This is a genomic window from Embleya sp. NPDC056575, from assembly GCF_042793325.1.
GTDB lineage: Bacteria > Actinomycetota > Actinomycetes > Streptomycetales > Streptomycetaceae > Embleya.
The window spans coordinates 68,284-84,840 of the sequence record NZ_JBHTVA010000026.1 but is presented as its reverse complement, the minus strand read 5'-3'; the positions used below and the strand labels follow the sequence as shown (position 1 = coordinate 84,840).

Genomic DNA, 16,557 nt, shown 5'->3' with positions numbered 1-16,557 from the left:
CCGAACGGCCGCGATGGACGGCCGTCGCGCGGGTCGGGCCGGGGCGCCGACCAGGCACTTCGGGAGCATGTGTCGGCGGAGCGCCCGGGCGGGTGGCGGCATCGGGTACGCCCGCCGAATGGCTCGACGGGGCCGTGGTGGGGCTCGCCCGGGGTGTGTCCCACCCGGTCGATCGACTCGGAATTTTCCCGTAGCCGCGCGCCTGGTCGGCGGCTTTCCCGGCGGATATTCCGCGGGTGCGCGGCTTCGGGGGAATTCGACTTCGGGAGTGTCGGCCGCGCGGGTATCGGCTTCGCGGGTGCGGCTCGGCCTGTGTGGGCGTTACACGTATCGGTACCGAAGTCGGGGGTTGTCGCGCGTGTCGGGCGTGGCGCGTGCGCCCCGGCGTGGCGTGGTGTGCACGTCGTCGCGGCGCGCGTGTCGGCGCCGCGCGTGCGCGTCGGCCACCCGCTTTCGTGGGTGGCCGACGCGTCGTGGTCGATGCGGCGCGGTGCGGTGTGCGGTCAGCCCAGCCCGAGTTGCGCGGCCGCGGCGGCGGCGTCGATCGGGACGACGACCGGCTTGGGCGCGCCGGCGACGGCCCAGTCGGGGTCCTTGAGGCCGTTGCCGGTGACCGTGCAGACGATCCGCTGGCCCGGGTCGACCCGGCCCTGTTCGGCCGCCTGGAGCAATCCGGCCACACTCGCGGCGGACGCGGGCTCCACGAAGACGCCCTCCTGCGCGGCCAGGAGCCGGTACGCCGACAGGATCTGACGGTCGGTCACCGACTCGATGTGGCCGCCGGATTCGTCCCGCGCGGCGATCGCGAGGTCCCACGAGGCGGGGTTGCCGATCCGGATCGCGGTGGCGATCGTCTGCGGCGAGAGCACCGGCGCGCCCTTGACCAGCGGCGCCGAACCGGCCGCCTGGTAGCCCCACATGCGCGGGCGGCGGGCGGCGAGGCCGTCGGCGGCGTACTCGTTGTAGCCCTTCCAGTACGCGGTGATGTTGCCCGCGTTGCCGACCGGCAGCACGTGGATGTCGGGCGCGTCGCCGAGCATGTCCACGATCTCGAAGGCGGCGGTCTTCTGGCCCTCGATGCGCACCGGGTTGACCGAGTTCACCAGCGCGACCGGATACTTTTCGGCCAGATCGCGGGCGAGGGTCAGGCAGTCGTCGAAGTTGCCGTCGACCTGCAGGATGCGCGCGCCGTGCACGAGGGCCTGGCCCATCTTGCCGAGCGCGATCTTGCCCTGCGGGACGAGCACGGCGCACACCATGCCGGCACGCACCGCGTACGCCGCGGCGGAGGCCGAGGTGTTGCCGGTGGAGGCGCAGATGACCGCCTGGGCACCCGCCTCCTTGGCCTTGGAGATGGCCATCGTCATCCCGCGGTCCTTGAAGGACCCGGTCGGGTTGGCCCCCTCGACCTTGAGGTGAACATCACATCCGGTGCGCTCGGAGAGCACCTGGGCCGGGACCAGCGGCGTGCCACCCTCACGCAGAGTGACCACCGGTGTGCTCGCCGAGACCGGCAGCCGGTCGCGATATTCCTCGATGACCCCGCGCCACTGCGTGGTGCGGACGTCTTCCTTGAGCGCGCTCACGGTCCTCTACTCCCCTTCGACCCGCATGATGCCTGCGATGTCACGGACGATGTCCATACCGCGCAGATCGGCGACGGTCGCCGCGAGCGCGGCGTCGGTGGCGGTATGGGTGACGATCACGAGTGTGGCATCCCCGTCCCGGCCCTGCTGACGCACCGTGTCGATGGACACGTCGTGCTGGGCGAAGACCGCGGCGACCTGGGCCAGGACACCGGCCCGGTCGGCCACGTCCAGGCTCAGGTGGTAGCGGGTGCGGGCGATGCCCACCGGCTGCGGGGTGAGCGCCGCGTACGCCGATTCGCCGGGCCCGGTGGTGCCGGAGAGCTTGTTGCGGCAGACCGCGACCAGGTCGCCCAGGACCGCGCTGGCGGTCGGCGCGCCACCCGCGCCGGGGCCGTAGAACATCAGCTGCCCGGCCGCCTCCGACTCGACGAAGACCGCGTTGTACGCCTCGCGCACCGACGCGAGCGGGTGCGAGCGCGGGATCATCGCGGGGTGTACGCGAGCGCTCACGCTCTGCCCGTCGGCGCCGCGCTCGCAGATCGCGAGCAGCTTCACCACGCAGTCCATCGCCTTGGCCGAGGCCACGTCGGCGGCACTGACCTCGGTGATCCCTTCGCGATACACATCGGCCGCGGTCACCCGGGTGTGGAACGCCAGGCCGGCCAGGATCGCGGCCTTGGCGGCGGCGTCGAAGCCCTCGATGTCGGCCGTCGGGTCGGCCTCGGCGTAGCCGAGCGCGGTGGCCTCGTCCAGCGCCTCGGCGAAGCCGGCGCCGGTGGAGTCCATCCGGTCCAGGATGAAGTTGGTGGTGCCGTTGACGATGCCGAGCACCCGCTCGACCTTGTCGCCGGCCAGCGACTCGCGCAGCGGGCGCAGGAGCGGGATGGCGCCGGCGACGGCGGCCTCGTAGTAGAGGTCCACGCCGTGTTTCGCGGCGGCGGCGTGCAGCGTCGAGCCGTCCTCGGCGAGCAGGGCCTTGTTGGCCGAGACCACGGAGGCGCCGTGCTCCATCGCGGACAGGATCAACGCGCGGGCGGGCTCGATGCCGCCGATCACCTCGACCACCACGTCGATGTCGTCGCGTTTGACGAGTTCGACGGCGTCGGTGGTGATCAGCGCGGGGTCGATGCCCGCGCGCTCGCGCCCGGCCCGGCGTACGGCCACGCCGGCGAGTTCGATGGGGGCCCCGATCCGGGCGGCGAGGTCGGTCGCGTGCGTCGTCATGATGCGGGCCACTTCGGAGCCGACCACACCACAACCGAGCAGCGCCACCTTCAGCGGCTGCGTACGCATCATCCGACCTCACTTCTCGAAGACAAAGGTTGTCCGAGTCTGCCGCCCCGGCGGTTTTCCGGCGACGGGCAGTGCCGACAAGTGTCGCTCGGATCAGGCCCCGAACCGGCTGCGGTCCAGGATCCGAGACGGGAATTCTTGCGGCTCGACTGGGTGCCGACGGGATTTTCTCCCGTGATTTTCTCCTGTGTGCGGGGGCCGCCGAGCGGCGGCCCCCGACGGGGTGTCCCGCTCAGCCGACGTCGAGGGCCAGCAGGTCCGCCTCGGTCTCGCGGCGCACGATCACGCGCGCCTCGCCGTCTCGTACCGCGATCACCGGCGGGCGGGTCACGTGGTTGTAGTTGCTCGCCATCGACCGGCAGTAGGCGCCGGTGGCGGGCACCGCGATCAGGTCGCCGGGGGCCAGGTCGGCGGGCAGGTACGCGTCGCGCACGACGATGTCGCCGGACTCGCAGTGCCGGCCGACCACGCGCGAGAGCATCGGCGCGGCGTCGCTGGTCCGGGAGACGAGGGTCACGGTGTACTCGGCGTCGTAGAGCGCGGTGCGGATGTTGTCCGACATCCCGCCGTCGACGCTGACGTAGGTGCGCAGGCCCTCCAGGGGCTTGATGGTGCCCACCTCGTACAGGGTGAACGTGCCCGGCCCGGCGATCGCGCGGCCGGGTTCGACCGAGAGCCGGGGCGCGGCCAGGCCGGCCGCCGCGCACTCGCGGCGCACGATGTCCAGGAGCGAGGCGGCGATGGTGGCGGGCTGCTGCGGGTCGTCGGCGGAGGTGTAGGCGATGCCGAGGCCGCCGCCGAGGTCGATCTCGGGCAGCTCGACCCCGTGCTCGTCGCGGACCGCGACCAGCAGGGCGACCACGCGGCGCGCGGCGACCTCGAAGCCGGCCGTGTCGAAGATCTGCGAGCCGATGTGCGAGTGCAGGCCGATCAGTTCGAGCGAGTCGAGCTTGCGGATCCGGCGCACCGCCTCGGCGGCCTGCCCGTCGGCGAGCGAGAAGCCGAACTTCTGGTCCTCGTGCGCGGTGGCGATGAACTCGTGGGTGTGCGCCTCGACCCCGACGGTGATCCGGACCAGCACCTTTTGCCGGACGCCGCGCCGGTCGGCCAGGAAGGCGAGGCGGCTGATCTCCTCGAAGGAGTCGACCACGATCCGGCCGACGCCGGCGTCCAGGGCGCGGTCGAGTTCGTCGGTGGACTTGTTGTTGCCGTGGAAGGCGATCCGGGCCGGGTCCATGCCGGCGGACAGCGCGATGGCGAGTTCGCCGGCGGTGCACACGTCCAGGTTCAGGCCCTCCTCGGCGATCCAGCGCACGAGCGCGCGGCAGAGGAAGGCCTTGCCGGCGTAGAACACGTCGGCGCCCTCGAACGCCTCGCGCCAGTCCCGGCAGCGGGCCCGGAAGTCGGCCTCGTCCAGGATGTAGGCGGGGGTGCCGAACTCGCGGGCCAGGTCGCGTACGTCCAGGCCGGCGACGGTGACCACGCCGTCGGTCCCGCGGGCGGTGGTGGTGGGCCAGATCTTCGGGTCGAGCAGGGCCAGGTCCTCCGGCGCGAGGGGCGGTGCGCCGTCGGGCAGGACGTCCGCGTGGCGGGGACCGGCGGGGTGGGCGGAGCGGCTCATGTCGTGGTGCTCCCCTTGGAGTCAGGGCGTCGGTGGGGGTCGGGGGGTGTCCGTCGGCGGGTGTCGGCGGGTTTCGGTCGCCGGGTGTCGGTGAGTGTCCGTCGGCGGCTGTCCGTCTGTGCGCCGGGGCGGATACGACCGAAGGCCGGGCAAGTACTTCCGCCCGGCCTTCGACCTGTCGCCTGTTGCGTTGTGACGATCCGTCACATGCGCTCGGGGGCGGACACCCCCAGGAGGGCGAGGCCGTTGGCCACCACGGTTTTCGCGGCTTCGGCCAGCCACATTCGGGCGTACGTCAGGTCGGTGACCGCTTCCTCGCCCTTCGGCAGGATCTGACAGTGGTCGTAGAAGCGGTGGTACGTGCCGGCCAACTGCTCGAGGTAGCGCGCGACGTGGTGCGGCTCGCGCATCTCGGCGGCCTTGGCGACCACGCGCGGGAATTCGCCGAGCATGCCGAGCAGGTCGGACTCCCACTCGGTGGAGAGCAGTTCCGGCTTGAACTCGCCCTTGACGATGCCGCGTTCGGCCGCCTTGCGCTCGACGGAGGACATCCGCGCGTGCGCGTACTGAACGTAGAACACCGGGTTCTCGTTCTTGTGCGAGGTGAGGATGTCGATGTCGAGGGTGATGGTGGAGTCGGTGGACGAGCGGGCCAGCGAGTAGCGCGCGGCGTCGACGCCGATCCACTCCACGACGTCGTCGATGGTGATGATGTTGCCCGCGCGCTTGGACATCCGGACCTCTTCGCCGGCGCGCATCATCTTCACGAACTGGCCGACGATGACCTCGATGTTGTGCTCGGGGTCGTCGCCCGCGCAGGCCACGATCGCCTTGAGCCGCCCGACGTAGCCGTGGTGGTCGGCGCCGAGCATGTACACGGCGACCTCGTTGCCGCGGTCGCGCTTGTTCAGGTAGTACGCGGCGTCGGAGGCGAAGTAGGTCTTCTCGCCGTCGGACTTGATCAGGACGCGGTCCTTGTCGTCCCCGTAGTCCGTGGTGCGCAGCCAGATCGCGCCGTTGTCGTCGTAGACGTGGCCCTGCTCGCGCAGCCGCTCGATCGCCTTCTCCACCGCGCCGGACGCGTGCAGCGTGGTCTCGGAGAACCAGACGTCGAAGTGCGCGCCGAAGTTCTCCATGGAGCGCTGGATCTCGGCGACCATCAGCCGCAGTCCGGTGGCCCGGAAGATCTTCTCCTGGAGGGCCTCGTCCATGCCGAGCACGTCGGGGTGCTCGGCGAGGATGTCGGCGGCGATGTCGTTGATGTACGCGCCGACGTAGCCGTCCTCGGGCACGGGCCGCTTGTTCGCCGCCGCCATCAGCGACTTGCCGAACTTGTCGATCTGTACGCCGGCGTCGTTGATGTAGTACTCGGTCGTGACGTCGGCGCCGGACGCGCGCAGGATCCGCCCGAGCGAGTCGCCGACGGCGGCCCAGCGCACCCCGCCGATGTGGATCGGCCCGGTCGGGTTGGCGGACACGAATTCGAGGTTGATCTTCAGCCCGTCGAACGCGTTGTTGCTGCCGTAGTCGGCGCCGGCCTCGACGATGGCGCGGGCCAGCTCGCCCTGGGTGGCCGTGTCGACGGTGATGTTGAGGAAGCCGGGACCGGCCACGTCGACCTTCGCGATGCCGGGCACCTGAGCGATGCGCACGGCCAACAGCTCGGCGATCTCCCGCGGCGCCCGCTTCGCCGGCTTCGCGAGCTGCAGCGCGATGTTCGTCGCGTAGTCGCCGTGCTCGCGGTTCTTCGGTCGCTCCACCGTCGTGCTCTCGGGCACGGCAACGGCGAGCTCGCCCGCCTCGACGGCGGCACGAACCGCGGACAACACTGACTGCGAAAGCTCTGCGGGGGTCACGCGCACAAGGGTAGGCGACCCGCCGACCGACCCGCCCGGCGGGCGGGGTAGGTCATTCGGGTGACAGTTCCGGCGACAACGCCCGCACGAGGCGAATCAACTGCTCGGGATGGAACGGCTTGGTCAGATACCCGTCCACGCCCACCGCCCGCGCCCGGGAAAAATCCTCGTCCTGCGCACAGGCGCTGATCATCAAGATCTTCAACCCCTTGGTCCGCGGATCCGCCCGCAACCGCGCGGCCGTCCCGATCCCGTCCAAATGCGGCATGACCACATCGAGCGTCACCAGATCCGGCCGCACCTCGTGCACGAGCCGCAGACACTCCTCACCATCGCGGGCGGTGCTCACCACGAACCCCTCCAGCCGCAGATTGACCGCGATCAGCTGCCGAATCACCTCGTCGTCATCCACGACAAGGACCCGCGCCGCCTCACCACCAATCCCGCCCACGCCAGTGAGGTTAGGCCCCCCACACCCGCGAGGGGGCCCGATCCGCACATCTCGTCCCCACCCCGCCCACCCCCAACCCCAACCCCTTCGCAACCGCCCCCGAAGAACTGGTAATGTTCACGTCACCCGAGCCCCTGTAGCTCAGGGGATAGAGCAACGGCCTCCGGAGCCGTGTGCGCAGGTTCGAATCCTGCCAGGGGCACGTAAAGGTCAGGACGAGAAATCGGCCGCTGACCAGCCAGAACGCAACGACGAAGCGCCCGGACTCAGTCCTACTGAGTCCGGGCGCTTCTCGTTGTGTCGCGCTGTCCGCGCCCATCCTGCGCCCAGGTTCCCGGGCCTACGTGGCCGGCTCCCCCAGGGCTCGATCGATCGCTCGGTTCGCCGCCTCCTCACCGGCGTCCATGCACGCCTGGTACCGCTTGTGGATGACCTCCACCGAGTTGCCTGCCCGGCGCGCCACCTCGGCGACCGGTATCCCGGCGTTCAGCCAGCGGGTGGTGGCCGCGGCCCGGAGCGCGTGGGGCTTCTCGGCGAGGATCGAGTGCACCCGGGCCGGCGGGAGGGCGAGTTCTCGGGCCTCCTGTCAGACTCGCCAATACGTGGACGTCCCCACCGACTCGTCCCGCTCGTGGCCGAATACGCGACCGTCCTTCGCTGTGCCGAACTCCTCGAGGTGCGCCCGGAGGATGGCCACCAGGACGGGCGGGATGGGCATCGGACGATCCGTCCCCGGCTCCCGACCCTTCAAGCCGCGCTTGTCGCGCCGCGCGCCGCTGTCGGTCCACCGCTTGCCCGAGACCGGGCGCGTCTCCCAGAGCGTCAGGGCGCCCCAGCCCGATTCGGGGAGCTCGCAGTCGGCCACCCTCGGCCCCACCACCTCGGCCGGGCGCAGGGCGGCGAACTACATGACGGCGAAGAACGCCACCAGGCGGCGCCCTCGCATCCGGTCCCACGAACCGACGTACGAGACGGCCGTCAGGAGCTGCTGAGTCTGCGTCGGATTCGGCGGCGACCGGCGGTCGATCGGGTGCATCGTCGTGCCCAGCTTGGACCACCCGCCGGCGAACGGGTCGACGGTCAAGGCCCCGTCCCGGGCGTACGCCACGGCCCCTTGCAGGGACCGCCGTCGCCGCTTGACCGTTTCGGCCCCGGCCAGGCGCCGTCCAGCTTGTACGTCACCCGGTAGCGGACCTCCCGGACGACGGCGGGATCCTCCAGAGCCGATACCGGCCGGGCGTTCTTCTCCAACCACTCCCACACCGGCAGGAGTTCGGCGGACAGGTCGTCCGGCGTGTGGTCCGGGACCACGATCCACCGCATCACCGCCCGGACGTCCAGAGGCGCCGGCCGGCCCGGCGCGTCGGGCTCGACCATCGCGATGGCGACGGCGGCCAACCCGTCTGCGATCCCCTCGCGGCTCTTGCCCGCGAGGGTCCGCCACCGTACCCCTGGATAGGCCCGGCCGAACGCGGGCCACAGGGCATCCCCCGGCAGGACCACCGGAGTTGGGCGCCGCCTCCTCCTCTTCGGCCTCCCGGGCGGCGTGGGCAGCCTGCGCGGCGCGGTACTCGGACTCGGGCGGGCCCGTGAGGACGTGGAACGCCTCACCGCGGCGCATCGCCTGCGACAGCTCCGACCGGCGGCTCTCCGCGAGGGGCAGTGTGGCGAACTGCTCGTTGGCCGGCCACCCCGCGACTCGCCAACGCAGGCGCCACGGCGCGGACTTGCCGGCAGACTTCGCAACCCGCCACAGACGGACGTTGAACGAAAACTCGTCAGAGGCGGGGGCAGGGCGCCCGGACGGGCGCCCCTTCCCTCGGCCGCTTCGGCCATCACGCGGCGGGCCCCTGCCGGACCCGGTACCCGGCCGAGTAAGGGTGGCTGACTGCTGGACCAGCGAGCCCGCCGGCGAAACGACGACGCGCAACCGGCATAGCCGGCACGGGGCCGTCCGGGTCAGTACCCCTCGCGCACCTCGAAGACGCCGCTGTCCCAGTACACGGACGGCTCGTCGGCCTCGCTCGGCCAGTCGCTCTGCAGACGGCGGCGGCGGTGTCCGAGGGCCCCGACCCGGTGCGGGCTCAACCGCCCCGCCATCAGGTCGTCCGCCTCGGCGTCCGTGATCGGCAGCACGGTCCGGTATTGCGCGTCCCTCGACGCGACCCAGTCCACGTACTCGGTGAAGACGCTCACAAAAGCCTGCGAACACAGGCCGCAGCGATGAACGGAGACGATGAAATGCGAGTCGTCCCGAATCATCCTCTCGACCCGGACCCTGGTCGGGCTCCCGTGGTGCGCCCGCGCCACCACCGCGTCCTCAGCACAACACGCCGCACACCCGAAACCCGCGGACTCCGTCGTGTCCCCCACCATGAACGCGCCCCCTTCGACCGTGGGCCACATGCTACTAGTGGCAGCTGCGCGCCCATCCTGCGCCCACAATCGACCCCGGAAGCCCGGGGCGGACTAAACATGCAGGTCAGGGCCGTGTGCGGAGTGCCCTCGGAGCCGTGTGCGCAGGTTCGAATCCTGCCAGGGGCACACAGCGTGAACAGTCTCAGCAGCCACGATCACCGCGGACGCCGGCCGCCGGCCCGCTTGTAGCCGGCGACGTACGGGACCGAGGTCGGCAGATCACGGGCCTGGACCGGCGAGGCCACCGAGCGCCGGTCCACGGACTGCACGAGCGGGATCTTGCCGGACCCCGTACAGCGGCCAGTTGGCCAGGGTGGGCGAGCAGGGCTCGTAGCGCGGCGCTTCCACGGGTTGGGTCCACGTGAGCATTCCGGGCCCGCTCTGGGCTTCGTGGGGCCGATGCAACGCTGCGCGGCGGGCGACGTGGATCGGTTCGGCTTTGTCGCGCAGGTCGTCCAACGCATCGTGCCAGGTGGGTGGTTCGGCGTCGCTCGCTGGGTCGAGATACGCACCGACCTCTGGATCCCGGGCCGTTCGAGGGTCGGGCGGGGCCTTGTTGGTGTTGGGCCGTGGAGTCGTGGCCCTCGGGGTCGGCGGAGCGGCCGAGGTTGCTGTTGAGTTCGGGAGGCTCGGTTCTCCGGCTGAGGGTGGGGTGTTGCGGTTAGGTGGATTGGTGGGCGGGGACTTGGGGTTCGGGTTTTTGGGGGGTGTGGTGAGGGGTGGTCGGGGGCTGGTCGGTGGGGGTGGATTTGCGGGCGTCGAGGGTTTTGATGACGCGGCGGCCCACTTCGACCATGGGCTTTTCGAGGCGGTGGTGGAGGGCGTCGGCGGCGAAGAGCGCGACCAGGGTTACCGCGATGGCGAACAGGACCGTACCGGGGCGGAGGTGGGGGGCCATGGCGACCACGGCGATCTCGGCGGGGCCCTGGATCAGGTATAGGCCGTAGGAGCGTTCGCCGACGAATACCAGGGGGCGGAGGGACAGGGTCCACTTGCCGATGCCCGGGGCCAGCAGGGTGGGGAGGAAAATGGCCACCGCGACGCCGTAGAGCAGGACTACCGGGCGTTCGTCGTCGAAGTATTCGACGAGGTTCTTGAGGTTCAGGTGCAGGGTCACGAAGCCCGCGCCGACGATTGCGCCGACCACGGGGTGGGTGAGCGGGCTGAACAGGGCGAATCCGCGCGGCTGGTGCAGGACGAGGGCGAGCAGGGCTCCGGTGAGCAGGACCGCGTAGTGAATGCCCATTCCGCGCCAGGTGTCCGAGTAGGGGACCAGGACCAGGGCGATCGCGATGATGGCGAGGGGAATCCGGAGGCGGCTGGAGACGAAGCTCACCAGGATGAGCGCGAGCGGCCATACCAGGTAGAACTTCTGCTCGATTCCGATCGTCCAGGAATAGAGGTACGGCACGTCGCCGGCCGGGAGGTGGTACTCGTTCATGAAGCCCAGGTAGTTCGGGAGGTGCTCTTTCAGCAGGGTCCACGAACGGCCGTTTTTGTAGGCTCCCACGACGACCACCGCAAGCACCACATAGTAGAGCGGCATGATGCGGAAGATTCGGCGGATGTAGAAGTTCCGGAGGGATACCCGTCCGGTTCTGTCCCGCTCGCGCAGCATCAACGTGGTGATCAGGAAGCCGGAGATGATGAAGAACGCGTGAACGCCGATCCAGCCGGACAGGAATTCGACCTTCCGACCGCCGAAGTGGAAGAAGATCACGATCACGGCGGCAAAGGCGCGCAGGCCGTCGAGCGCGTCGAACCTCCGCATCGCCAGGAATTCGCCGTGTGTCAGTTTCCGCATTCTGGAATCTCCGAGTGGGCGGCGGGAGTGCGCGGTCGTGGCGGCCGTGATGTCTCTACACGACCTGGTCGCGGGCGATCTCGCTCGGCCTGCGACGGATATCGAGTGATCTCGTGATCTGACGACCTGATGATCTGATTTCGAACGGTCGGTATGCGATATCCGCGACAGGAACTCGGGCAGCGGGCCGGGAAATGTGCGTCCACGCCGTTCCGTGAGTCGTGAGCCGTGATCATGTGCGTGCCGATCGGCGGATCGACCGGGGCTTGTGCGTACGGCAGTATCGCGGATCGCGTCGGCTCTTGACCAGCGGGGGTGGTCGACCGGCCATGACCCGGCCGCGGGCCGACGGGCCGACCGTCGGCCGGCGACGATCGGCCGGCTCGAACCATGGCCGACCGGCTATGCGTCGTTCCCGGCCGACAGGTGGCGCAGGGCTGTCAGGAGGGCCGGGCGGTCCGGGGTGGTGGCGAAGAAGGTGGTGTCGGCGGCTTCCACCGCCTCGATGGCTTCGGCGGCCAGGCGGGCGCCGGCGTCGGTGATGTGCAGCAGCTTGGCGCGGGTGTCGGTCGGGTCGGTGGCCCGGACCAGGAGGGCCTTGGCTTCCAGGCGGCGGAGGACCTGGGAGGCGGTCTTGACGTCCATGCCCGCGTGGTTGGCGAGGGTGAGCTGGTTGGGGCGTACGTCTCGGCCCTCCAGCCACCACAGGCTTGCCAACAGCACGAATTGCGGGTGGGTCAGGTCGAGCGGGCCGAGCGTGGCCGCCATCGTGCGCTGCCAGCGGAGGGTGGTGTGCCAGAGCAGGAAGCCCGGACTGTCGTCGGGGGCGAGCGGCATGGTGGGCCTCCCTGAGCGCGGGTGCCGGTGCGGTGCCGGCGCGGTGCGGTGGGGCGGGGCGGGGTGGGGCGGAGTGAGGTCGGATGGCGTGGGGGCGGAGGGATGGAGGGCGTTCGGGAACGAACGCCGATGGTCGAGGCAGGCATCCGCCTGTCCGTCGGGCGTTCGGGCGATCGACCAGCCGATCGACGAACCCGCCGACGGAACGCGCGGACCACGCAGGTGGACGGCTGTCCACCCAACTCACCACACCAGCCGTCAAACCGAGCGGCCCGTCGAGCCGTCGAGCCGTCGAGCCGTCGAGCCGTCGAGCCGTCGAGCCGTCGAGCCGTCGAGCCGTCGAGCCGTCGAGGGCAGATTATCTGCGCGGGGATAATCTTTACAAGGACTACCCCGGGCGCCGGCCCTCTCGCGCCCTCGGCCCGGCGGCCCTACAGGCCCTCTCCCGTATACACCGCCTTGCCCTCCACGAATGTGGCCAGTACCCGCGCCTCGGCGATTTCGGTCGGCGAGGCCGCGTACGGGTCGCGGTCGAGGACCACCAGGTCGGCGAGTTTGCCGGCCTCGATCGTGCCGGTGTCGTGGTCGCGGTGGTTCACGTACGCCGTGCCGACCGTGTAGGCCGCCAGGGCCGCCGTCAGGTCGATGCGCTGTTCGGGCAGGAAGATCGTGTCCGACGGCTCGGCGAAGGCGGGCAGCACTCGGTTGACCGCCGTGTGGATGCCCCACATCGGGTCCGGAGCGCTCACCGGCCAGTCGCTGCCGGCGGCGAGGGTCGCGCCGGAGCGGAGGAGGTCGCCGAAGGGGTATTGCCAGGCGGCCCGTTCGTCGCCCAGGAACGGGATGGTCAGCTCGTCCATCTGGGCCTCGTGGGCGGCCCACAGGGGCTGGAGGTTGGCCGACACGCCCAGTGCCGCGAAGCGCGGGATGTCGTCGGGGTGGACCACCTGAAGGTGCGCGATGTGGTGCCGCCGGTCGCCGGGGCCGTTGATGGCGAGCGCCTGGGCGAAGCCGTTCAGGGCCTCGCGCGCCGCCCGGTCGCCGACCGCGTGTACGTGCACCTGGAACCCGTGCGCGTCGAGGAGCGTGACGTGTTCGCGCAGTTCGGCCGGGTCGACGAAGCTCAGGCCGCTGTTGCCGGTGTGGCAGCCGCAACCGTCGAAGTACGGCTCGTTCAGCGCGGCGGTGAAGTTCTCCGCGACGCCGTCCTGCATGATCTTCACGCTCGTCGCGGTGAACCGGCCGACCGTCGAGGACGCGCGGAGTTCCAGCAGGCGGTCCAACTGCTCGGCGCCGCGATCGCGTTCCCACCACAGCGCGCCCACGACGCGCGCCGTCAGCTGCCCGGAGCGGGCCGCCGTCAGGTAGGCCTCCAGCGGATCCAGGCCCGGATGCGCGGAGCCGACCATCGCGTCCTGCCACGACGTCACGCCGACCGAGTGCATCCGTGCCTGGCCGGCGAGCAGCGCCCGCAGGCCGTCCGCCGCGTCCAGACCCGGTACCAGGTCGCCGACCAGGGCGGCCGCGCCCTCGTGCAGGGTGCCCTGCGGCGTCCCGTCCGGCTCGCGCTCGATCCGCCCGTCGGCCGGATCCGGCGTGTGCCGGTCGAGCCCGGCGAGTTCGAGCGCGCGGGTGTTGACCCATGCGCCGTGACCGTCGGCGTTGATCAGGAACGCCGGCCGATCCGGTACGAGCGCGTCCAACTGCCGCCGACTCGGCGTGCCGCCGGCGAACGCCTCCATGTTCCACCCGCCGCCGGTGATCCACTCCTCGTCGGGCCGATCGGCCGCGTACGCCCGGATCAGCGCGAACGTCGCGTCGGCGTCCCGGGCTTCGGACAGGTCGCAGCGGATCAGCGTCATCCCCGCGAGGGCGGGATGTACGTGCGCGTCCTGGAACCCGGGCACCAACGCCCGCCCCGCCAGGTCGATCACGTCGGTACGCGGCCCGATCAGGTCCCGTACGTCCGGATCATGGCCCACCGCCACGATCCGCCCATCCCGCACGGCCACCGCCGTGGCCCGGCGACGCACGGCATCGATCGTATGGACCGCACCACCTCGGAAAACGACATCGGCGAACGCAGACATGTGGAACTCCCGGCGCTGTAACGAAGAAGAAGGAAACGGAGGAGACGGAGGAGAGGGAGAGGAAGGAAGCGACGAAGGCAAGCGGGTGAGGGGACGAAGCGGGAGCAGACGAGTCAGAGCACGAAGACCAGGCGCCCCCTCAACGCCCCGGTGTCCCCACCCCCGCGTAATCCCACGGCCGAACCCGCTCCACCGCCGCCGCCACCCGGAAAACCGTCGCGTCGTCGTAGAACCGCCCGACGATCTGCACCCCCGTCGGAACCCCGCTCGCCGCCCGCCCCGATGGCACGCTCAACACCGGGCACCGGCTCGCGATGTTGAACACCGTCGTGAGCGACGCCTCGAGGTAGTGCTCCAACTCGACGTCGTTGATCGTGACCTTGGTCGACGTGTAGTCGTCGTCCGCGAGGAACGCGGGAATGCCGGCCGTCGGGCACAGCAACACGTCGTATCGGTCCAGGAGTGCGCCGATCTCGGCCTGGATCGCCGCCTCGCGTTCCAGGCCCGAGAGCAGTCCGCGCCGGTCCGCCGCCGCGACCGTCTCCTCGGCGAACCTGAGGGTGTACGCGTTGAGTCGATCACCGTGGTCCTTCGCGACCCCGCCCACCCACGAGCCGAAGATCGCCCCGAAGTGGACCATCGCGGTGTCCATCACGTCGCGTCGGCGGATGTCGACCGCCACCTCCTCGACGATCGCACCGGCCTCGCGCAACGCCTCCGCGACCGCGCGGGTGTTGGCCTCCACCTCGGGGTCGACCTGCCAGTCGCCCAACCCGATCGACAACGCCACCCGCAGCCCCGCGACGTCCTCCGGCACGGTCGGCAGGATCAGCTTGGGGTCGAGCGCGACGCCGTCGAGCGGGTGCGGGCCCGCGATGACGTTCTGGAGCAGTACGCAGTCGGCGACCGTGCGGGTCATCGGGCCGTCGTGGCAGTACGTGTCGAGGTTGAACGGCGGCAGCGCCGGCACCCGCCCGTAGGGCGGCTTGTAGCCGACCGTGCCGGTGAACGAGGCGGGGATGCGGATCGAGCCGCCGATGTCCGAACCGGTCGCCAGCGTCGTACTCCCGGCCGCCAGCGCCGCGCCCGCGCCGCCCGAGGAACCACCGGGCGAATAGTCCGGGTTCCACGGATTGCGGGTCACGCCCCACAACTTCGAGCTGGTGAACGCCGCGCAGCTGAACTCCGGGGTCGTGGTGCGCGCGTGCACGATGCCGCCGGCCGCCATCACCCGCTCGACCACGGGGTGGGTCGTATCGGCGATCTCGGTCGCGAAGGGCAGCGAGCCCTCGGCGATGGTCCGGCCGGCGATCGGCTGTTCCTCCTTGGTCGCCACCGCGAGTCCTTCCAACGGCCGTGGCGCGTCGCCCTTGCCGGCGTAGCGGGCCTCGGCCTCCCGGGCCGCGGACAACGCTTCGTCGTACAGCCGCTCGGCGAGGCAATTGACGACGGGCTCGACCGCCTCCGCGCGCGCGATCACCGCGTTCATCAGTTCCACGGGCGACAGGGATCGGTCCCGGAAACGACGCAGGGCCTCGGTCGCGGGCAGGTAGGCGAGTTCATCGACGGCGTGATCGGACATGGGAAGTCCTGGTTCCTTTCGTTGTGTTTGCGTCGCGGCCGGGCGCACCGCGACGAGTTCGGCTCCGTCGACCGGGGATCAGTCCCCCGACGAGCCCTCCGCTTCCCGCTCCAACGCCCGCCGATCCGCCGCGATCCGCGCCGGATCCCACCCCACCCGCGGCACCGAATCCAGCAGCAGCCGCGTATAGGCGTGTTGCGGATCCGTCAGCACATCGGCCGTCCGGCCCGCCTCCACCACCCGCCCGCCACGCAGCACCACCACGTCCTCCGTGATGTGCCGGACGACCGCGAGGTCGTGGCTGACGAACAGGAAGCCGACTCCCGCGTCGCGCCGAATCCCGGCCAGGAGGTCGAGGATCTGCGCCTGGATGGACACGTCCAGCGCGGCGACCGCCTCGTCCAGGATCAGCACCTTCGGCTCGGCGGCCAAGGCCCTCGCGATCGCCACCCGTTGGCGCTGCCCACCCGACAGCGCCTTCGGCAGCGCCCCCGCCTCGCGCTCGCCCAGCCCCACCTGGTCCAGCAACTCGTCGACACGCGCCGCCCGCTGATCCCGGCTCAGGTCGAAGTGCAGGCGCAGCACCTCGTCGATGCACTCGCGCACCACGATGCGCGGATCCAGGGACAGGTAGGGGTCCTGGAACACCATCTGCATCTCCCGGGCGCGGGCCAGGCGTTCGACCCGATTGCGGGTACGCGCCGCCCGCTCCCGACCCCCGACTCGGATGCTGCCCGAGTCGGGCGAGACGAGCCCCACGAGCATGCGCGCCGTCGTGGTCTTGCCGCATCCGGACTCGCCGACAATGCCCAGCGAGCCGCCGGGCGGGAGCGTGAACGACACCCCGTCCACGGCCCGATGCCCCCCGAACGCCTTGCACAGGTCGGCGACTTCGAGCGTGCAGTCGACGGAACCCTCGGTGCCCGTGGAACCCTCGGCACCCGTGGAGCCCCCGGCACTCGTGGACCCCATGGAACCCCCCGAATCCCCGGCCCCCACAACTCCCCCGCCCTTGC

The 16,557-nt window shown here is 70.8% G+C and carries 15 protein-coding genes and 1 tRNA gene; 1 reads left to right on the top strand and 15 read right to left on the bottom strand.

The features are described 5' to 3' along the window. Positions 1-503 precede the first annotated feature (503 nt). The 5 genes from thrC to ACFRCG_RS21705 all read right to left on the bottom strand — a co-directional run bounded on the left by thrC (position 504) and on the right by ACFRCG_RS21705 (position 6,810). On the bottom strand, positions 504-1,586 hold the full coding sequence (gene thrC / locus ACFRCG_RS21725; protein WP_380033761.1) for a threonine synthase: 1,083 nt from the start codon (positions 1,584-1,586) through the stop codon (positions 504-506). Positions 1,587-1,592: 6 nt separating this feature from the next. Beyond that, on the bottom strand, positions 1,593-2,885 hold the full coding sequence (locus ACFRCG_RS21720) for a homoserine dehydrogenase (protein WP_380033759.1): 1,293 nt from the start codon (positions 2,883-2,885) through the stop codon (positions 1,593-1,595). Positions 2,886-3,114: 229 nt separating this feature from the next. Then, positions 3,115-4,503, bottom strand: a complete 1,389-nt coding sequence (gene lysA / locus ACFRCG_RS21715; RefSeq protein WP_380033757.1) for a diaminopimelate decarboxylase — start codon at positions 4,501-4,503, stop codon at positions 3,115-3,117. 203 nt (positions 4,504-4,706) lie between these two features. Further along, entirely contained in the window at positions 4,707-6,359 is a 1,653-nt protein-coding gene (argS, locus tag ACFRCG_RS21710; RefSeq protein WP_380033755.1) for an arginine--tRNA ligase, read from the bottom strand. A gap of 52 nt (positions 6,360-6,411) precedes the next feature. Further along, on the bottom strand, positions 6,412-6,810 hold the full coding sequence (locus ACFRCG_RS21705) for a response regulator (protein WP_379994952.1): 399 nt from the start codon (positions 6,808-6,810) through the stop codon (positions 6,412-6,414). A gap of 130 nt (positions 6,811-6,940) precedes the next feature. On the opposite strand from ACFRCG_RS21705, the gene ACFRCG_RS21700 reads away from it, so the two are divergent. Beyond that, a tRNA-Arg gene (locus ACFRCG_RS21700) sits at positions 6,941-7,012 on the top strand. A gap of 138 nt (positions 7,013-7,150) precedes the next feature. On the opposite strand, the gene ACFRCG_RS21695 is transcribed toward ACFRCG_RS21700, so the two are convergent. The 10 genes from ACFRCG_RS21695 to ACFRCG_RS21650 all read right to left on the bottom strand — a co-directional run bounded on the left by ACFRCG_RS21695 (position 7,151) and on the right by ACFRCG_RS21650 (position 16,513). Beyond that, on the bottom strand, positions 7,151-7,360 hold the full coding sequence (locus ACFRCG_RS21695) for a hypothetical protein (protein ID WP_380033753.1): 210 nt from the start codon (positions 7,358-7,360) through the stop codon (positions 7,151-7,153). A gap of 36 nt (positions 7,361-7,396) precedes the next feature. Further along, on the bottom strand, positions 7,397-7,675 hold the full coding sequence (locus ACFRCG_RS21690; RefSeq protein ID WP_380033751.1) for a hypothetical protein: 279 nt from the start codon (positions 7,673-7,675) through the stop codon (positions 7,397-7,399). A 39-nt stretch (positions 7,676-7,714) separates the two neighbouring features. Further along, the gene (locus ACFRCG_RS21685; protein WP_380033749.1) at positions 7,715-7,894 is read right to left on the bottom strand and encodes a hypothetical protein; all 180 of its coding nucleotides are present in this window, start codon (positions 7,892-7,894) and stop codon (positions 7,715-7,717) included. Further along, a complete protein-coding gene (locus ACFRCG_RS21680; RefSeq protein WP_380033747.1) occupies positions 7,891-8,208 on the bottom strand; it encodes a hypothetical protein in 318 nt (105 codons plus the stop codon). Before ACFRCG_RS21680 ends, ACFRCG_RS21685 begins: the two co-directional genes overlap by 4 nt. A gap of 561 nt (positions 8,209-8,769) precedes the next feature. After that, a complete protein-coding gene (locus ACFRCG_RS21675; protein WP_380033745.1) occupies positions 8,770-9,006 on the bottom strand; it encodes a hypothetical protein in 237 nt (78 codons plus the stop codon). A gap of 883 nt (positions 9,007-9,889) precedes the next feature. Then, positions 9,890-11,032 (bottom strand): acyltransferase family protein, encoded by a 1,143-nt coding sequence (locus ACFRCG_RS21670; RefSeq protein WP_380033743.1) that lies wholly within the window; start codon positions 11,030-11,032, stop codon positions 9,890-9,892. Between the two features lie 402 nt (positions 11,033-11,434). Then, on the bottom strand, positions 11,435-11,869 hold the full coding sequence (locus tag ACFRCG_RS21665) for a MarR family winged helix-turn-helix transcriptional regulator (RefSeq protein WP_380033742.1): 435 nt from the start codon (positions 11,867-11,869) through the stop codon (positions 11,435-11,437). Between the two features lie 431 nt (positions 11,870-12,300). Continuing rightward, on the bottom strand, positions 12,301-13,959 hold the full coding sequence (locus ACFRCG_RS21660; RefSeq protein ID WP_380033740.1) for an amidohydrolase: 1,659 nt from the start codon (positions 13,957-13,959) through the stop codon (positions 12,301-12,303). A gap of 139 nt (positions 13,960-14,098) precedes the next feature. Beyond that, the gene (locus ACFRCG_RS21655) at positions 14,099-15,541 is read right to left on the bottom strand and encodes an amidase (RefSeq protein ID WP_380033738.1); all 1,443 of its coding nucleotides are present in this window, start codon (positions 15,539-15,541) and stop codon (positions 14,099-14,101) included. 78 nt (positions 15,542-15,619) lie between these two features. Then, entirely contained in the window at positions 15,620-16,513 is an 894-nt protein-coding gene (locus tag ACFRCG_RS21650) for an ABC transporter ATP-binding protein (protein ID WP_380033736.1), read from the bottom strand. Positions 16,514-16,557 lie beyond the last annotated feature (44 nt).